Annotated in this window: 16 protein-coding genes and 2 pseudogenes; 11 read left to right on the top strand and 7 right to left on the bottom strand. The window is 61.5% G+C overall.

Annotated features, from left to right (window positions below; translation table 11 throughout):
• Positions 1-3 precede the first annotated feature (3 nt).
• Entirely contained in the window at positions 4-636 is a 633-nt protein-coding gene (locus KCX70_RS22420) for an HAD family hydrolase (RefSeq protein WP_003292660.1), read from the bottom strand.
• Between the two features lie 57 nt (positions 637-693).
• A pseudogene (tcmP, locus tag KCX70_RS22415) lies at positions 694-1,497 on the bottom strand (three-Cys-motif partner protein TcmP); the annotation flags it as partial.
• On the opposite strand from tcmP, the pseudogene KCX70_RS22410 reads away from it, so the two are divergent.
• Positions 1,495-1,800 (top strand): annotated as a pseudogene (locus KCX70_RS22410) (tyrosine-type recombinase/integrase); the annotation flags it as partial. The pseudogenes tcmP and KCX70_RS22410 sit on opposite strands and share 3 nt — an antisense overlap.
• 510 nt (positions 1,801-2,310) lie before the next feature.
• Here the strand turns inward: KCX70_RS22410 and KCX70_RS22405 are convergent.
• The gene (locus tag KCX70_RS22405; RefSeq protein WP_003289374.1) at positions 2,311-3,060 is read right to left on the bottom strand and encodes an MBL fold metallo-hydrolase; all 750 of its coding nucleotides are present in this window, start codon (positions 3,058-3,060) and stop codon (positions 2,311-2,313) included.
• Positions 3,057-3,506: a hypothetical protein gene (locus tag KCX70_RS22400; RefSeq protein WP_003289372.1), complete on the bottom strand. Its 450-nt coding sequence runs from the start codon at positions 3,504-3,506 to the stop codon at positions 3,057-3,059. The genes KCX70_RS22405 and KCX70_RS22400 overlap by 4 nt, the downstream gene beginning before the upstream one ends.
• A gap of 187 nt (positions 3,507-3,693) precedes the next feature.
• Here KCX70_RS22400 and KCX70_RS22395 point away from each other — a divergent pair, with 187 nt between their 5' ends.
• The 4 genes from KCX70_RS22395 to KCX70_RS22380 are packed head-to-tail and all read left to right on the top strand — an operon-like array spanning position 3,694 to position 5,732.
• Complete coding sequence (locus tag KCX70_RS22395; protein WP_003289371.1) at positions 3,694-4,032, top strand: ArsR/SmtB family transcription factor; 339 nt, start codon at positions 3,694-3,696, stop codon at positions 4,030-4,032.
• Positions 4,029-4,460 carry a YeeE/YedE family protein gene (locus tag KCX70_RS22390; RefSeq protein ID WP_003289369.1) on the top strand — a complete coding sequence of 144 codons (432 nt, stop codon included), beginning with the start codon at positions 4,029-4,031 and terminating at the stop codon, positions 4,458-4,460. The genes KCX70_RS22395 and KCX70_RS22390 overlap by 4 nt, the downstream gene beginning before the upstream one ends.
• Positions 4,461-4,469: 9 nt before the next feature.
• Positions 4,470-4,895, top strand: a complete 426-nt coding sequence (locus KCX70_RS22385; RefSeq protein WP_003289368.1) for a YeeE/YedE family protein — start codon at positions 4,470-4,472, stop codon at positions 4,893-4,895.
• 54 nt (positions 4,896-4,949) lie between these two features.
• The gene (locus tag KCX70_RS22380) at positions 4,950-5,732 is read left to right on the top strand and encodes a sulfite exporter TauE/SafE family protein (protein ID WP_003289367.1); all 783 of its coding nucleotides are present in this window, start codon (positions 4,950-4,952) and stop codon (positions 5,730-5,732) included.
• A gap of 55 nt (positions 5,733-5,787) precedes the next feature.
• Here the strand turns inward: KCX70_RS22380 and KCX70_RS22375 are convergent, their stop codons facing one another.
• The 3 genes from KCX70_RS22375 to KCX70_RS22365 all read right to left on the bottom strand — a co-directional run bounded on the left by KCX70_RS22375 (position 5,788) and on the right by KCX70_RS22365 (position 9,292).
• The gene (locus KCX70_RS22375; protein WP_023444731.1) at positions 5,788-7,176 is read right to left on the bottom strand and encodes an MBL fold metallo-hydrolase; all 1,389 of its coding nucleotides are present in this window, start codon (positions 7,174-7,176) and stop codon (positions 5,788-5,790) included.
• 89 nt (positions 7,177-7,265) lie between these two features.
• Positions 7,266-8,600 (bottom strand): sensor histidine kinase, encoded by a 1,335-nt coding sequence (locus KCX70_RS22370; protein WP_003289361.1) that lies wholly within the window; start codon positions 8,598-8,600, stop codon positions 7,266-7,268.
• Positions 8,597-9,292 (bottom strand): response regulator, encoded by a 696-nt coding sequence (locus KCX70_RS22365; RefSeq protein ID WP_003289360.1) that lies wholly within the window; start codon positions 9,290-9,292, stop codon positions 8,597-8,599. The genes KCX70_RS22370 and KCX70_RS22365 overlap by 4 nt, the downstream gene beginning before the upstream one ends.
• Before the next feature lie 188 nt (positions 9,293-9,480).
• Here KCX70_RS22365 and dsbD point away from each other — a divergent pair, with 188 nt between their 5' ends.
• The 6 genes from dsbD to KCX70_RS22335 all read left to right on the top strand — a co-directional run bounded on the left by dsbD (position 9,481) and on the right by KCX70_RS22335 (position 16,471).
• Positions 9,481-11,226 carry a protein-disulfide reductase DsbD gene (dsbD, locus tag KCX70_RS22360; RefSeq protein WP_023444732.1) on the top strand — a complete coding sequence of 582 codons (1,746 nt, stop codon included), beginning with the start codon at positions 9,481-9,483 and terminating at the stop codon, positions 11,224-11,226.
• Positions 11,226-12,041 (top strand): TlpA family protein disulfide reductase, encoded by an 816-nt coding sequence (locus KCX70_RS22355; RefSeq protein WP_023444733.1) that lies wholly within the window; start codon positions 11,226-11,228, stop codon positions 12,039-12,041. The genes dsbD and KCX70_RS22355 overlap by 1 nt, the downstream gene beginning before the upstream one ends.
• Complete coding sequence (gene dsbG / locus KCX70_RS22350) at positions 12,038-12,814, top strand: thiol:disulfide interchange protein DsbG (RefSeq protein WP_003289357.1); 777 nt, start codon at positions 12,038-12,040, stop codon at positions 12,812-12,814. Before KCX70_RS22355 ends, dsbG begins: the two co-directional genes overlap by 4 nt.
• A gap of 57 nt (positions 12,815-12,871) precedes the next feature.
• Positions 12,872-13,519: a c-type cytochrome gene (locus tag KCX70_RS22345; protein ID WP_003289355.1), complete on the top strand. Its 648-nt coding sequence runs from the start codon at positions 12,872-12,874 to the stop codon at positions 13,517-13,519.
• Positions 13,516-14,433, top strand: coding sequence for a c-type cytochrome (locus KCX70_RS22340; protein WP_003289353.1), 918 nt, complete (start codon positions 13,516-13,518; stop codon positions 14,431-14,433). Before KCX70_RS22345 ends, KCX70_RS22340 begins: the two co-directional genes overlap by 4 nt.
• Before the next feature lie 325 nt (positions 14,434-14,758).
• Positions 14,759-16,471: a hypothetical protein gene (locus tag KCX70_RS22335; RefSeq protein WP_064481052.1), complete on the top strand. Its 1,713-nt coding sequence runs from the start codon at positions 14,759-14,761 to the stop codon at positions 16,469-16,471.
• Positions 16,472-16,525: the final 54 nt, after the last annotated feature.

The raw sequence follows: 16,525 nt of genomic DNA, 5'->3' as shown, positions 1-16,525 counted from the left end.
GCTTTAGCCGTTGGCGGATGGTGGGTATTGCAGAACGTGGGCTGCAAAGTCCATCAGCGAGACGAAGCCGCACTGATCGGCTTTTCCTTCACGCTGTAGGTGGTAGCCCCGCATGCCTTGCCCAATTGGACCAAGCATATCGGCTTGCAACGTGTCACCGATCATTGCGATAGCGGAGGCTTCGCAGCCAAGCTGTTCGATCATCTGACGATAGATTGCGGGCTCAGGCTTTATTGTCCCAACCTCAAAGCTCCATCCGTAAACATCGAACGACGGCAGTAACAGTTTGGCCGGAATCGCATATGGGGCTGCGAGATTGGAGCACAACGCGAGATTCAGGCCGGCGTCCTTTAGCTGATTTAGCGACTCCAACGCATCATCGAAAAGGCGAACGCTGGCCAGCTCGGTGAAAAGGTCGCTTTCAAGGCTAGCTAACTCAGAGTTGCTCAACTGCGCACCGAAATAATCGGCAGCTCCAGCCAAGCCCAGATTTCGAGTCATCAGAGTCCGTGCGTCATCCGGCCTTGGTGTTTTGCCCTGAAGCCGCAGGTTCTGCATCAGTTGGCGGAAAGGATGGCGGCGCTCACCTATCTGGAGAAGCGTGCCAAACACATCGAAAACTACTGCTTGTATCATGCCGGTACCTCTACCGTTGGAGGCGAACCGCCCACCCGAAGAGCGATGCCGCCCCTCTCAGTTTTCTGAACTGGATTTCTTCAGAGGTGGCACGAAGAAGATGGGTCTTTGCGGGGGCGCTATCAGGATATCTGTCGACTTGATGCTTGTGCCTTTTCGACGCCTTGTTTTGCCGTTCTTGTCGACCGCCAGCAGATCACCGGTCGCGACAGCAATGTCGAGTGCCTGCTTTACGCGAAGCTCGTCAGCCATGGTGTAGTTGGTCAATCCGCTCATCAGGCCCAAAAAAGGTTGCCGTTCTACCTCGTAGACCTGTTTGGGCAAGAGCTCCGAAAGTTCTCCTCGGATGCGGTCATTGGTAGCATCGTCGAAATAATGCTCATCCAACAGCAAATCGTGCTGACCTGTCACGGCGATATCCCGATTGGCGTCGTAGCTGAAAAAGCTGGAAGGCGACAGCATATGGGAAAAGTTGTTGCCGTATTTCCAGTGGATCTTCTTCATCACATCGTTAGCGCGGTAGTTGTTCGCCAGATGGATAAACCAATAGGCCATCGGGTTGCTGCCGGCCGGACGAATGAAGAAGACGGTCATGTACTGGGCACCGCTTTCCTGCTTGATCCCCTCGGACAGATAGCGCTGGATCAGGTATTGCCAGCTCCGTGGCTGATGCGCCTTCAGCTGTTTAAGCATGTCCCATGGCACATGCTGATCCAAGCCGATATTTGCAATGGCTTTCCGGTTCGCTTGGCGGTCGGCTAGATACGTAACCAAAAAATCGACATTGAAGGTCAGCAGGACCTCGGCTTTGTTGAGATTCTGGAAAATCCATTTGATCTTAGGGAACGGCACATCGCCATACATCATGCCCAGCCCCGCAGCGAGGATTGCCTTTTTCCGAGCCGGCTGCATATCTCAGACCATCTATCCACTCGTCAATACGCTCGTATCGTCAAAGGTTGGGTGAAAGCCATTGGCCCTGATCCAGCCCTGTATGGCATTCACACAATAAGACGTACGAAGGCATCACTGATCTATCGCAGGACGAAGAACCTGCGGGCAGTTCAACTGTTGCTCGGCCATACGAAGCTGGAGAGCACCGTTCGATATCTGGGGATTGAGGTCGATGATGCCCTAGAGATGGCGGAACAGACCGAGGTTTGACCATGCATAGCGACGGTCGAAGCCAGGCCGTCGCTAACTGGCCAAAAGCGGACGTTGGCTCGTTTGCCGAGATACATCCCTAGCTCGTTCCTAGTTCGTTTTTCGTATTGGCGAAGTGGTACGTGCGCGGGGGCTGGCGAGACCAAAGCTCTCGTCGCAAGGGATTTGTGCTAAGCCGCGTTCACTAGGGGCGTCGGAGGCCCTACCGCTCCGACTTGGCGCCGGGCTTCTGCTCACCGGTATCGTGCGCGCTGGAAGACGCCTCGACTGGCGATGGGTTTTCTTCATCCAGCTGGCAAATCGTGCAGTTCTGGCTATCTGGGCGGTTGGTTTCGACATAGCGAACGCGGCGGCTTCCCGATTGCCGGTCTGCGCTCACGCCGAAACGGGGTCGATCTGGGCTCTTCATATTCAATTCCTCACGTAGCGAAATGGATTCTTGGTAACGTCGCCTGGAGGCTGCGAACGGTGATCGATTCCCCGGGCCTCACGGGGGCTGGCATGACGTGCTCAACCCTGAGGACTGTGCTCAACCTGTTCGCAATAGCGGCGGAAATTATCCGTCAGGTCGGGTGGGCAGACACCGCACTGGCGATTCCCCGGCACGGCATGATCGATGAACGCGGGATAGGGCAAGTTCAGTTCCGCCATGATGTCGCGGAAGCGCTCCAACGTTATCGCTTCACCGAGTCGGGGGTTGCGCTGCTTTTCCTGGGCGATGGTCGAGACTCGTCGACCGCTGTAGTCATGGCCGGGATAGACCAGGGTGTCGTCTGGCAGCGTGAACAGCTTGTTTCTAACGCTGTGAAACAGGTCGTCGGCGCTGCCGTTCTGAAAGTCAGTCCTACCGCAGCCGTCGATGAGCAACGCATCACCGCTGAACAGGCGATCACCGAGGAGATAGGCAAAATGCCCGTCGGTGTGTCCGGGGGTATGCAAGGGTGTGAACTGCAGGCTGCCGACGATGAAAGGAACACCTTCTTCAATGCCCACATCCGTGCAGGGCAACTTATCGATAGCCGGCCCCGCGATACGGCAGCCGGTCTGCTTCTTCAGCTCCAGCGCGGCGGTGATGTGGTCGGCATGTATATGGGTGTCCAAGGTGAACGCCAGCTGCAGGTCCAGCCTGGCCAGCTCGGCCAGGTCGCGGTCCGTTGCGGAAATGACCGGGTCGATGAGCACGGCCTGGCCGGTGTCCTCGCATCCGAGTACGTAGGTATAGGTGGACGACACGGGCTCGAACAGCTGGCGAAATATCATGATGGTCTCGGCGAGTGGTGAGTGTTCAGCGGTGCCTGTTCCAGCGCACTGAGCAGTGCATACTTTTCCTGATCGATCTCGCCCCGCGTGCGGATACCCAGCCGGCGCAAGATCGCCAGCGGCGGGCACCAGCCCTGCAAGCCGTGTTGCAGAAGAAACGGCAGCACGACGCCAGGCAGCAGAAACCACTTTCGGTTCGCTGTCAGGCCAAGTAGCAAGCCAGACAGCGCGAGCGAGGAGGCATTGACCTCGAGCACGCGTTCCACGTCCCACTCGCGATCCAGGGCGTCGATACGCTGAAGGATTGCGCTTCGCCCCATCCCGCTGAATCGACGAATGTTCTCGTCCGTTTGCCGATCGATTTCCTGGTTCACAGGTTGGGACGTTGAGCGGCGAACCCTGTCCGCCTGGTCATGATTGGTACTGTTTTGCTGTATCGATGACATGTTGATCTCCAGGTTCGCGCCGACGGGGTGGGCGCGGCGAGGTGAAAGTCACAGCGATGCCGCATAATTGTAGGGCGTGTGCGGGAGGTCGAGTTCCGACCGGGCGTCCGCTGCCGTGTTGATACGATCTATTGAAATATATATTGATAAATCGTATTGTCAAATCCACCTGACCCACCTGAACAAAATGGCCCACATGGCAGAAATCGATATCGAAACGCTTCGTCGCAGTGCCGCGGACGCCTGCGGCTTGCTGAAAGTGCTCGGCAACCCCGACCGCCTGTTGTTGCTCTGCCAGCTGACCCAGGGCGAGCACTGCGTGGGTGACCTCGCCAGTGCGACGGGCATTGTGCAGCCGACCCTGTCGCAGCAGCTCACGGTGCTGCGCCATAACGGCTTGGTCAGCACCCGACGCGAGGGCAAGCAAGTGCATTACAGCATCGCCAGCCCTCAAGCGATGGAGGTTATGCAGGTGCTTTACCGGCTTTACTGTCAGCATCCCGAACGCGAGGAACCCTCGGCATGACGATTGACTGGGCACATTTCACACCGTGGTCCTCGCTCGCAGGGGGCGCGCTGATCGGTCTTGCTGCGACCTTATTTATCCTGTTGAGCGGGAGAATCGCGGGCATCAGCGGCGTGATCGGCGGCTTGCTGCGGCCAGGCAAAGGCGATGTGCTCTGGCGTGTTGCATTCATTGCCGGGCTGGTGATCGCGCCGGTGCTGTTTCAGGCCGCGTTCGAGCAACCAGACATCGAAGTAGAGGCGAGCACCTTGACGCTGATCGCGGCTGGTGTGTTGGTCGGGATCGGCACGCGGTATGGCTCCGGTTGTACGAGCGGGCATGGCGTCTGCGGGTTGTCGCGACGGTCGCCGCGCTCGCTGGTCGCGACGGCCGCGTTCATGGCCAGCGGCTTTCTAACCGTGTTCGTCATCCGCCACCTGCTGGGCTGAGGAGTTGCCATGAAATTGCTGAGCGCCTTTGTAGCGGGGCTGGTTTTCGGCCTTGGCCTGATCCTGTCAGGGATGGCCGATCCGTCCAAAGTGATCGCCTTTCTCGATCTGGCCGGGCCGTGGGACCCCTCGCTCGCGTTCGTTATGGGCGGTGCGATTGCGGTCGCCAGTGTCGGGTTCTATTTCGCCTCCAAACGGTCCCGGGCGGTGCTGGGAGATATCATGCGAATGCCCACCGCCACCCGGATCGATCGCCCTCTTGTACTGGGCAGCCTGGCATTCGGAGCGGGATGGGGGCTGGCTGGCTATTGTCCGGGTCCGGCGGTCGCGACGCTTTTGAGTGGTCGGAGCGAACCCTTGATCTTTGTCCTCGCCATGTTGGCGGGTATGGCGCTCTACGAGTTGCAGACACGCTTCTCAGGGAAGCCGCAGTGATAGGTTGCAGTCGCTCTAAATCGAAAGGTGATCCAAGGCTTCCGGAGCGCAACGATGGTTGAGATCGGGCTTGGGCTATTGGTCGGCCTCGTCCTGGCGCTGACCGGTGCCGGCGGCGGCATCCTCACCGTGCCGTTGCTGATCTTCGTGGTCGGGCTCGAGCTGCATCAGGCCGCGCCAATCGGGTTGATGGCGGTCGGATTCGCGGCCTGGGTCGGGGCAGTGATTGGTCTGAGGGACGGCATTGTCCGGTACAAGGCGGCGGCCCTGATGGCCTGCTGTGGCGTGTTGCTCGCGCCCGTCGGCCTCTGGGTGGCCGCGCGGGTAGCGCACGATGTGCTTGCCGTGGTGTTTGCGCTGGTGATGTTCTGGGTCGCCTTCAGGGCATTCAGGCGCCCGCCGAGCGATGACACGACCCCGAGAGCCGTGCCCTGTCGGCTGAACCCGCAGACGGGCCGCTTTCACTGGACCTCACGCTGTGCAGCGACCGTCGCCGCCTCCGGCACCTTGGCCGGTTTCCTCTCCGGCTTGCTGGGGGTCGGCGGCGGGTTCGTGCTGGTGCCGGCGCTCAGTCGCTTCAGTGATCTGCCGATGCGTTCGATTGCCGCCACGTCGTTGGCGGTCATCGGCCTGGTGTCGGTCAGCGGCGTGTTGTCCGCCGCGCTGACGGGTGGCATCCAGTGGGCAGTGGCGCTGCCATTCTCGGCCGGTGCCGTGCTCGGGATGTTCGCCGGCCGCACGGTTTCCTCTCGCCTGGACGGGCGCCTGCTGCAGCGGGGCTTCGGATTGGTCGCGGCTGTTGCCGCGTCGGCCTTGCTGCTTCAAGTCGCCTTCTGATCGCGCACCCGCAGGTGGCAAGCCAGACACCTGCGCCGCGCGACCGGATAAGACCTTAGCCTTCCTGGACCGGCAGGTTTGCCGCCTTCCAGGCCATCCAGGAACCGGGGACATTGGCCACATCACGAAAGCCGGCTTTCTTGAGGATGCTGGCAGCGATGGAGGCGCGATAGCCGGATCCGCAGTAGGTGACGGTGGTCTTGTCCGGATCCAGCTCGTTGAGCCGGTCGGCGAGGTGCGCGACGAAGATGTGCCTGGCGCCAGGCACCCGACCCGCCGCAACCTCTTGGGGGCTGCGTACATCCAGCACCTGTACATCGGGCGCTTCACGACGTGCATTCAGTTCATGAACCGTCCATTCCTGAAGCCTGTTCAGCGGTAGCGCCGCGTTCTGCCAGTCCGTCATGCCGTTGCGCAGATAGCCGCGAATATCGTCCAGGCCTATCCGGTAGAGCTGGGTGACAGCCTGGTGGACATCGTCGGCCGATTCGCCCACCAGCAGGATCGGGCGAGCGTCGTCGAGCATCCGGCCCGCCCAGTTCACGAACTCGTTGCGCAGGGCGATGTTGACCGCCCCGGGCACGTGCCCGCCGCCAAACGCGAGGATCGAGCGGACGTCCACAACCTGCATGTCGTGCGCGGCCAGTGCCTCGAAGTCGGACGGGGCGAGGGGCGGCGGCAGGGCAGGGCCTTCTATCTGCACCGCTGGGCGCAAGTTCAGTTTTTTCAGGCGCGCGTAGTGACGGGGTGGTTCCGGCATGTCCGCCAGTAGCCAATCGATGAACGCGTCCTCGCTCCGCTGCTCGCGCAACGCGGGGTTGAAGAGACGCTCGCTGCCGAGCGTGGAGTGGCGACGGTCGCCGATAGACTTGCCGCAGGCCGAGCCGGCGCCGTGGCAGGGGTAGATTTCAATCCTGTCGCCAAGGGGCAGGTAGTGATCGAAAAGTGTGTGGTACAGCGCGCCGGCCAGCTTTCGTTCGCTGCCTTCGCCCAGCAGGTCGGGGCGCCCGACGTCCAGGTTGAACAGGGTATCGCCGGTAAACAGCGCGATCGGCTGGTCGCCCTGCTGGGCGTCGAACAGCTGCAGGGAGATATGTTCAGGCGTATGCCCGGGCGTGTGCATGACCTGCAGCGTGGCCTGCCCGAGCTCTATCGTCTCGCCACCGCTGACCTGGCGAAGCTCGAACTCGTAGTTATCCGCGCGACCGCCGATGATCTGTGCCCCGGTGCGCTTCGCCAGCGCCTGGGCGCCGGACACGAAGTCGGCATGGATATGTGTTTCGATGGCGTAGGCGATTCGCAGGCCTCGCGCCTTGGCCATTTGCAGGTAGATATCGATGTCGCGGCGTGGGTCGATGACCGCGGCTACCGCGGCCTTGCTGTCGCCGACCAGATAGGAAATCTGCGCCAGGCCGTCTGTATAAACAGGTTCGAAAACAAGCATTGCCACCTCCGACGATGGTTAACGGATTGCTCAGTCAGCTATTCGGACGGTGTGCGTGGCTGGACGTTCAGGTTATCGAGGTGCCGTCTTCAGGGAGCGGGAGCCTGCAGGCTGACCACCAACTCGACGATGAGGCCGTCCGCCTGCGGCTCGAAACGCAGATCGCAGGCACAGCGCTCGGCGATCGCCTTGACGATGGACAGGCCCAGACCACTGCCTTCACCTTCGCCGCTGCGCCAGAAGCGCTCCGTCAGACGCTCGAGCATTTCCGGCGGGATGGCCGGGCCGTGATCCTGCACGCTGAAGCGAACCCGGCGTTCATCCAGCTGTGAGAGCGTCAAGCGGATGGCTGTGCCGTGCCGGGTATGGCGGCGGGCATTGTCGAGCAGGTTGCGCAACGCCGCGACCGCCAGGGTGGGCGGCATCGCCAGTGGGTGAGGGCAGACATCTTGCGCCCCGCACAGCTCGATGTGCGGCCCGGGCTGCTGACTGGCGTCAGCGATCGCCAGCTGCGCGACGTCGAGGGCCGTGCAGCTGAGGCCGTCATTGAAGGACACGCGACCTTCGACCCGCGCCAGCATGAGCAGCTGTTCGAGGATCCGGTGCAGGCGATCCGTGCCGACCTCGGCCTGGGCCAATGCCCGTTTCGCGGTATCGCCCTCGGTCATGGCCGCGACCTGCAGGTGGGTCTTGATGGCGGTCAGCGGGCTGCGCAGTTCATGGGCGGCGTCATCGGTGAGCCGACGTTCGCGTTCGAGCATGTGCGCGATCCGCGCGAACAGCTGGTTCTGGGTTTCGACCAGGGGCGTCAGCTCTCGCGGCAGTCGCTCGATGTGCAACGGCTCTACCGAGTCGGCGCTGCGCTGCGCCAGGGCCGTGCGGATGCGTCTGAGTGGCGCAAGGCCGTTGCCGATTCCGATCCACAACACGATCAGGCTGCCCAGCAACGCGACGAACACCGGCAGTGCCGCGGCCAGGAGCACCGAGCGCTGGAGTGCGGTGCGCTCGTCAAGGCGATCGGCCGTGGTGATGCGCATGCCGTTCTGGATGAAGGTGAAACTACGCCAGGCGGTATCGCCAATCATCTGGTCGTGAAAGCCGGTGCGCTGAGCGTCGAGCGTGCTGTCTGGCGCCGCATGGCTGCGCGCCAGGATTTCACCCCGCAAGGAGCTGATCTGGCAGGCCAGGCCGTTTTCGATGCCAAGCTGTTCCGCACTCAGCCGGGTGATACCGCCTTCGCCCAGTTGCGGTTGCGGCAGTTGCACCAACAGACCCGCAACCATCCGCGCCGACGCAGCAAGGCGCTGATCGAGGGACTGCATCAACTGATTGCGAACATCGAAGAGCATCCAGGTCGCGGCCAGCGCCCAGAGCAGCACGAAGGCCGAGCCGAGGGTAAGGGTCAGGCGCAGGCGCAAGCTCATGGGTCGGGTGCCTCGGTGGACGCCGACGCATGGCCGGCCGGGCCCAGGCGATAACCGATCCCTCTGACGGTTTCGACGATGCCGTTACCCAGCTTGCGGCGAAGATGGTGGATATGGACATTCAGGGCGTTGCTTTCGACGTCATCGCCCAGTCCGTACACGGCGTCCTTGAGCTGCTCGGCCGATAGCACGCGGCCGGGGTTCTGCAGTAGCGCCTGGAGCAGCGCCTGTTCACGGCGCGACAGGTCCACGGGTTCGCCTGCCATGAAGGCCGCACAGGCGGCGGGATCGTAGCTTAGCGGGCCGTGTTCGATCATCTGCGTTGCCCGCCCGGCAGCGCGGCGCAGTAGGGCATGCAGGCGGGCAGCGAGCTCACGCAGGTCGAAGGGTTTGACGAGGTAGTCGTCAGCGCCCGCCTGAAGCCCGGAGACCCGCTCGGTTACCGCATCCCGGGCGGTCAGGATCAGCACAGGCAGCTCGAGGCCGCGGCGGCGCAGGCGCTGCAGAAAGCGCAGGCCGTCTTCGTCAGGCAGACCCAGATCGAGAACCATCAGGTCGAAGCTGGCTGTGCGCAGCAGCGAGTCGGCCTGCCCGGCCGTAGCGGCATGGGCCACGCTGAAGCCCTGGGCTTCTAGCCCGGCGACGATGCCACTGGCGATCAGTGCGTTGTCTTCTGTCAGCAGTACGTGCATGTGGGAATCGCTTGATAGGCAGCAGTCAGTATCGTCCGCCTGGATTAACGGCGCGTTAGCAGATGGTACGCCGAGTTGCTCGCGCCTCAACGTCGCTCGGCCTTACAGGTTGTGTCCAGGCCTCGTTAATCGCCTCTTAATCCCGAGTCGGCAAGCTCGCCGTCGAATCTGGTAATCGGGTGTTGTGCATGCGAGCGCTTTTTATCTTTCTGGCCTGCTGCCTATGGTCTGTGCAGCTGGCGAACGCTTCGCCGTTCACCTTCGGTCAGAAGCAGCAGGACTTTCTGCCCGTGGATGAAGCGTTCACGCTGCACGTCGAGCAGCCTGACGCTGGCGGCGCCGTGCTGCGCTGGGATATTGCGCCCGGCTATTACCTCTACAAGGAGCGCCTGCGATTCGCAGGGCTGCCACCGGGGAACGAGCCCCAGTTGCCGCCTGGCGAGCCGTACCATGACGAGTATTTTGGTGATTCGCGAATCTATCGCGACAGCCTGGAAGTGCAGCTCCCCGATGCGGATCTCGCGTCGCTTGAACTCGGCTGGCAAGGCTGCGCCGATGCCGGCCTGTGCTATCCGCCGCAAAGCCGCACGGTAGAGCTGGGCGGCAGCAGCACCCCTCCGTCCATGCCGGTTCAGGCCGACGACCAGGCCCTGGCCAGCGGGCTACAGCAGCAGTCGCTGGGCTGGAGCCTGCTGATCTTCTTCGGACTCGGCCTGCTGCTTGCCTTTGCACCCTGTTCGCTGCCGATGCTGCCCATCCTGGCCGGCATCGTCGTGGGTAGCCAGGCCGGGCCTCGCCGCGGCATGGCGCTGGCTGGGGCCTACGTATTCAGCATGGCGCTGGTTTACGCCGCCCTCGGAGTGGTGGCGGCGCTACTGGGTGCGAATCTGCAGGGATGGCTGATGCAGCCGTGGCTGATCGCAAGTTTCGCTGGCCTGTTCGTGCTGCTGTCCTTACCTATGTTCGGCTTCTTCGAACTGCAACTGCCGGCGGGCCTGCGTGATCGGCTGGAGCAGGCCGGCCGCAAGCGCCGGGGCGGCAGCCTCGCCGGGGCCAGCGCGTTGGGCGTGTTGTCCGGGCTGCTGGTGGGCCCCTGCATGACTGCACCGCTGGCCGCGGCGCTGCTGTACATCGCCCAAAGCGGCGACGCCGTGAACGGTGGCCTGGTGCTGTTCGCGCTGGGCCTGGGGATCGGTACGCCACTGGTGCTGCTGGTGACGGTGGGCAATCGCTTCCTGCCCAAGCCTGGGCCGTGGATGGATCGCGTCAAGGTTTCCTTCGGTTTCCTATTTCTGGTCGCCGCCCTCTACGTGCTTCGTCCGCTGTTGTCCGACCCGCTCTGGGTAGGGCTGTGGGGCGCGCTGCTGGTTGTGGGTGCCAGCGGGCTGCTGCACCTGTCGCGGGAACTGGTGCGGCATCAGGCGCTCAGCCGCGCGGTGGCGTCGCTGGCCGGCGTCTGGGGCGTAGCGCTGCTGCTCGGAGCGGCTGGCGGCGCACAGGATGTCATGCGGCCGCTCGGTGTATTCACAGGCGGCGTTGCGTCCTCGCAAGGTGCTGAGCCTGCCCACGGATTTGTCGGCTTCAGCGAGCCGGCCGACCTTGATCGTGAGCTTGCTGCCGCCAGGGCCGCGGGCCAGTGGGTGCTGGTGGACTACTACGCCGACTGGTGCGTGTCCTGCAAGGTCATGGAAAAGGAGGTGTTCGGTGACGCCCAGGTGCAGGCAGCGCTCACCGGCGTGCGGATTCTGCGGCCGGACGTGACGCAGACCGATCCCGCCAGTCGCGAGCTGCTGAACCGCTATCAGGTCATGGGGCCGCCGACGCTGCTCTTCATCGGCCCGGACGGGGAAGAGCGGCGAACCCAGCGCATCACCGGCGAGGTCGATGCGAATCAGTTTCTGAACAGATGGAACCAGACAATGGAGCGTGGCTGATGCTGACGATCAACCTGGGGCCATTGGCGCTTGCCGTCCCACATGTGCTGATGCTGGTGAGCCTGTTTATAGCGATGCTGACCGGCTGGTGGGTTGGGCGGCGCAGCGAGCGGAATCCGGAACAACAGCTCTTCAGGCTGCTGCTGGTGGCGCTACTGGTCGCGCGGCTGGCCTTCGTGCTGGTGTACGTCGAGCATTTCCGAGATGAGCCCTGGCGCGTGATCGACATACGTGACGGCGGTTTTATTGCCTGGCCGGGCTTGCTGGTGGCCGTTCTGTTGGGTTCCTGGCTGGCCTGGCGCGACAGCGGGCTGCGCCGACCGCTGGGCGCAGCGGTGCTGGTGGGTGTGCTCAGCTGGGGGTTCGGGACCTTTGCGTTGCACGCGTTCGAGCAGGGCACGCGACTGCCTGAGATGGGCCTGCGGGACAACCGGGGTAAACCCGTCGCCTTGCAGGATTACGTTGGCAAGCCGCTGGTGGTCAACCTGTGGGCCACTTGGTGCCCGCCCTGCCGGCGTGAAATGCCGGTCCTTGCGCAGGCGCAACAAGAAAACACCGACGTGACCTTTCTTTTCGTCAACCAGGGCGAGGGCGAGCGATTGATCGCCGACTTCCTCGAAGCCGAAGGGCTCGGTCTGGAAAACGTTCTGCTCGACACCGGCGGTCGTCTGGGCCAGCACGTAGGGTCTGCGTCGCTGCCCACCACGCTTTTTTATGACGCCGAGGGACGCCAAGTTGGCAGCCATCTCGGTGAACTGTCCCGTGCCAGCCTGGCGCGCGCCCTTGAGCAACTAGAGGTCAAAACCCAGCCATGAAACCGGTACGTTCACTTTCGTTTTTTATCTCAACGCTCGCCTTACTGCCGACGCCCTGGGCGCTGGCCGAAACGCTGCCTCCCGCGGTTCAGGCCATTGAAGCGCGCGGAGCCAAAGTGGTCGGCAGTTTCGACGCGCCGGGAGGATTAAAGGGCTACGCAGCGCGTTACAACGGACAGGGCATTGCGCTGTATCTGACACCGGACGGTGATCATGTCGTGGTCGGCAGTTTGCTGGATTCCGCTGGCGAAGACCTGACCAAGGCACCGCTGGAAAAGCTTGTGTATGAGCCGATGAGCAGCGAGATGTGGCAGCGGCTCGAAAGCAGCACCTGGATTGCTGACGGCGCGGCTGAGGCGCCACGGGTTATCTACATGTTTTCCGACCCGAACTGCCCGTTCTGCAATATGTTCTGGAAACAGGCGCGGCCCTGGGTCGAAGCGGGTGACGTTCAGCTTCGCCACGTGATGGTCGGCATGCTGCGCCCGGACAGCGCCGGTAAATCCGCGGCACTGCTGGCCGCGAAGGACCCTGAGGCGGCGCTCAATGAGCACGAGGCCGCGGGCAAGGCCAGCACGCTCAAGGCCATCAAGCGTATCGCGCCCGAGGTGAATGAACAGCTTGAGGCGAACCTCACCCTGATGGGCGAAATGGGCGCCTCGGCCACCCCGGCTATCTATTACCTAGATGAGCAAGGGCGTCTGCAGCAGCATCAGGGCGCGCCTCGTCCCGAGGCGTTGAATGGCATCATGGGGCCGTTGTCCAAACGCTAGCAACACGACACGGTCAGTCAGCACCGGCACCTATAACAAGAATGATCTGGAGGCTACATGAACGTCCCCCTCTGGCCCTTGGCCGGGCTCTTCCTTGCGATTTCGGTGTCCGCGCACGCCGCGGATGCCGCTGCGGTGTACAGCAAAGGCGGGGCCAACACCGCCGCGATGGCGTGCGCTACCTGCCACGGCGCCGAGGGCGAAGGCATGGCCGCTGCGGGATTCCCCCGTCTGGCCGGCTTGTCGGCGAATTACATGCGCAAGCAACTGGCTGATTTCGCATCCGGTGCGCGGGCGAATCCAATCATGCAGCCCATTGCGGCAGCCTTAAGCCGTGAGGAAGCCGAGGCCGTCTCGACGATGCTGGCTGACAAGCCGCAACCGCAGGTCGAGCGAATCGACCGCACCGCGTTGGTCGACGGGCCTGGCGAAACCCTTGCGCTGCGCGGCGCCTGGGAACGCAACATCCCCGAGTGCGTTGCCTGCCACGGCCCCAGCGGAACGGGCGTCGGCGACGCCTTCCCACCGCTGGCCGGGCAGTCGGCACAGTACCTGTCGTCTCAGTTGACCGCCTGGCGTCAGGGCACCCGCAAGAACGACCCCAACGACTTGATGGGCCACATCGCGCGTAGCTTGACCGAGGACGAGGTAATGGCGGTCTCGACATACTTCGCAGGCCTGACCGACAAAGGAGCAGCCAAATGAAGCCCCATACAAGCGCACTGCTGTTGATGTCATTGGCCTTCCCGGTGCTCGCGGACGACATCGCGATGGAAGATCAGTCGCAGATCCTGACCGGGGCCGGTGATCCCGCCAGCAGCAAGTACTTCCAACCGCCCAAGGAAAGCGAACTGCCTGACAACGCCTACGGGCAGTTGGTACAGCAAGGGCGCGCCATATTCGTCGATACCAAGACGCATGCGCCCGACTATGTGGGCAACGGCCTGGCCTGTGCGAACTGCCACCTCGAACAAGGCCGGAAAGCCAACTCTGCGCCGCTCTGGGCTGCCTACACCATGTACCCGGCGTACCGAAAGAAGAACGACAAGGTGAACAGCTATGCCGAGCGCCTTCAGGGCTGTTTCCAGTTCAGTATGAACGGCAAGGCACCCGAGGCTGACGGCCCCGTTATCGCCGCGCTTTCAGCCTATTCCTACTGGCTTGCAACCGGAGCACCCACGGGGCAAGAGCTGCCCGGTCGGGCCTATCCGGAAGTGCCACAACCCGAAGGCGGCTACGACCTGGCGAAGGGAGAACAGGTCTACGACGCACAGTGCGCCGTCTGTCATGGGCCAAACGGGGAAGGGCAGAAGTCTGGTGACCTTTATGTATTCCCGCCACTCTGGGGGGCGGACTCGTTCAACTGGGGTGCTGGCATGCATCGAATCAACACGGCTGCGGCGTTCATCAAGGAAAACATGCCACTGGGCAAAGGCGGCACCCTGTCAGATGAAGACGCCTGGAACGTGGCGGCCTTCATGAACAGCCACGAGCGACCGCAAGACCCGCGCTTGATTGATGGCTCAGTCGAGAAAACTCGAGATAAGTACCACGCCAATGACGGCGTGAACCTTTACGGCAAGACCGTTAACGGCAAGATGTTGGGTAAGGGTATCTGACAGCCAAGGCGCTGGTGTCGCTACCTGCGTTTTGCGGTCGATTATCTCAACTCATGGCTTAGGTGGGCAGCTTACCGGGCTGTCCGCTTTTGGCCGATTGCAGCCGGTCGTGAAGCGCAGAAAACGGGTACTAGCGGTCGCTCATGTCACCCTCACACAGCAGCATGTGACAAGGCCTGTCGACTGTGCATGGGCCTATTGGCTTCAGAGAGTAGAGCGTTGCCGTGGTTAGCCAAGGTACCTTGCGAACCTTTATGGGATTGACCTGTACAGCGCCGGAGCGGAGATTAGGCTCTACCGAACCAATGGTAGTGCGAGAGGGAAGATGCGCCGATTTGAAGCCAAGGATCTAATAGCGCTCGCGACCGCGCCAATGAATCCAGATGATCATTGGTACGTGGATGCTGAACAAGCCTCGCAGTACCTGGTCACGAATGCGCATGCTGATGAGACCGTCATCTATGCATCCGCTCCCGCGGTACTGATCGTCGGAGCTCTAGTACCAACCGTTAACGTCACACCGGTTGACGGAGACGCGCTTCAGAATACGTCGCTTTGCACTGATGCAGCTTGGAAGATTCAAAAGTCTTGGAGCGCAGCTGAAGGTTACCGCGTATACCTAGAGCCACCATTTCCGAATGACCGGGTATCAGCCCTCTCTGGCGGCGAGACGCTCGTCACAAGGCGATATTTTTCGGGAGTGCACAAAGGCCCGGCTCCAATTGAAGTCAGCCAGAAACTCGTCCACTGCCTAGACATTCACTATATCCCCGAGCGGAATGCCTACTGTCGCCTAGACGGCAATGGGGATATCGAGGATGTGATACGGATTATGACGCTTCCAATTGATGAGCAGTTGGAAGGTAGAGAAGTCGTAACGATTCTTCGCAAAGATCTGGACATCTACATGGCAGTCGCGGATCTAGCGCTGGTTATCAAGTTTGACTTCACGCGGACCGTTCGCGGTAGCTTCAGCGGCTGGAATGACCTAAGCCGCTACCATCGCGATGGGGAGGATCTTTTTTACCATGGCGGTTCAGCCGCTCGTGCCAGCTTTATGCACGGCGCTATGGTTGTGCGCTCACAAACAACCCTGGCTGAACAGGAAGAGGCGTGGTGCAGGGATTTTGAAGGTGACCCTGACCGGGAATATGCAGTTTTCAAAATTTACGACCGCAAAAATGATCGCAATGTCGAGACGTCCGCTAGCCCGCTTCATATCGTCAGCTACTTCGAGCAAAGCGACCTGCCGTGGCAGATATCTCCCGCATTCTTTAGGCCCGAGGTTCTCCAGCGCTTCAAGGCGGACCCAGAAAAATACACGCTCGAAGACCGAAGCATCTCCTGCCGCGGAGCTTGGCACATCAAGTCGTACGACATAAATGAGGCAGGTCAAGTCCACGTTTACATCGGCGACCTCGCCAAGCTTCCTATTGCAGAGCAAAACTACTGGAAGGCATTCAACGAATGGCCGAAGTCATCCATCTCGGCACGAGCCCATCGGACGGATATAGAGGGGCAGTGGTGCACGACCTACGACCCCTTAACTTCTTTAAGAAATAAGGTGAGAGCGCTGGATAAGGCTAGCCCGGAATGGTGGAACCGGAGAGGCGATGCACTGATGGATAGCGTACTGGCCCCGGCTACCGACTCCCCGAAAGAATGGGGAGATGAAATCTTGGCGCTCGACCAATTGCTGGTGGAGGGCTTTCTAGATAAACCTCTGCGAAAGATCGCCCAAGAAAAAGGGCGAGAAGTAGAGTCTGTGTGGCGCTCGCTGAAGCTTCTTCATGAAATTCTGCTTGGAAGCACTCTGAGTGAGGAGGCTGCCAAACAACTTCTGGCTCCTATGAAAAAGCTCCATGAGCTTCGCAATGAGATCCGCGGGCACGCGACCCATGAGAAAAAAGAGGTCGCAATTCGCGAGGCCCGTGCTACCCACGGTAATTTTCGAGCTCATTTTTTCCATATTGCAGAAGGCTGCGACCAGGCTCTCATTGGCGTGCTAAAAGCACTCGAGTTCGAAACGGAAGATTAGAAAACTCGGCTGATTGGTCTGTACGCTCCTCTCGGCGCGTAGGGCGCTAAGAGC

It is taken from the genome of Stutzerimonas stutzeri (assembly GCF_018138085.1).
Taxonomy (GTDB): Bacteria; Pseudomonadota; Gammaproteobacteria; order Pseudomonadales; family Pseudomonadaceae; genus Stutzerimonas; species Stutzerimonas stutzeri_AI.
The sequence above is the reverse complement of the archived record's forward strand: the minus strand, read 5'-3'. Positions and strand labels throughout refer to the sequence as shown.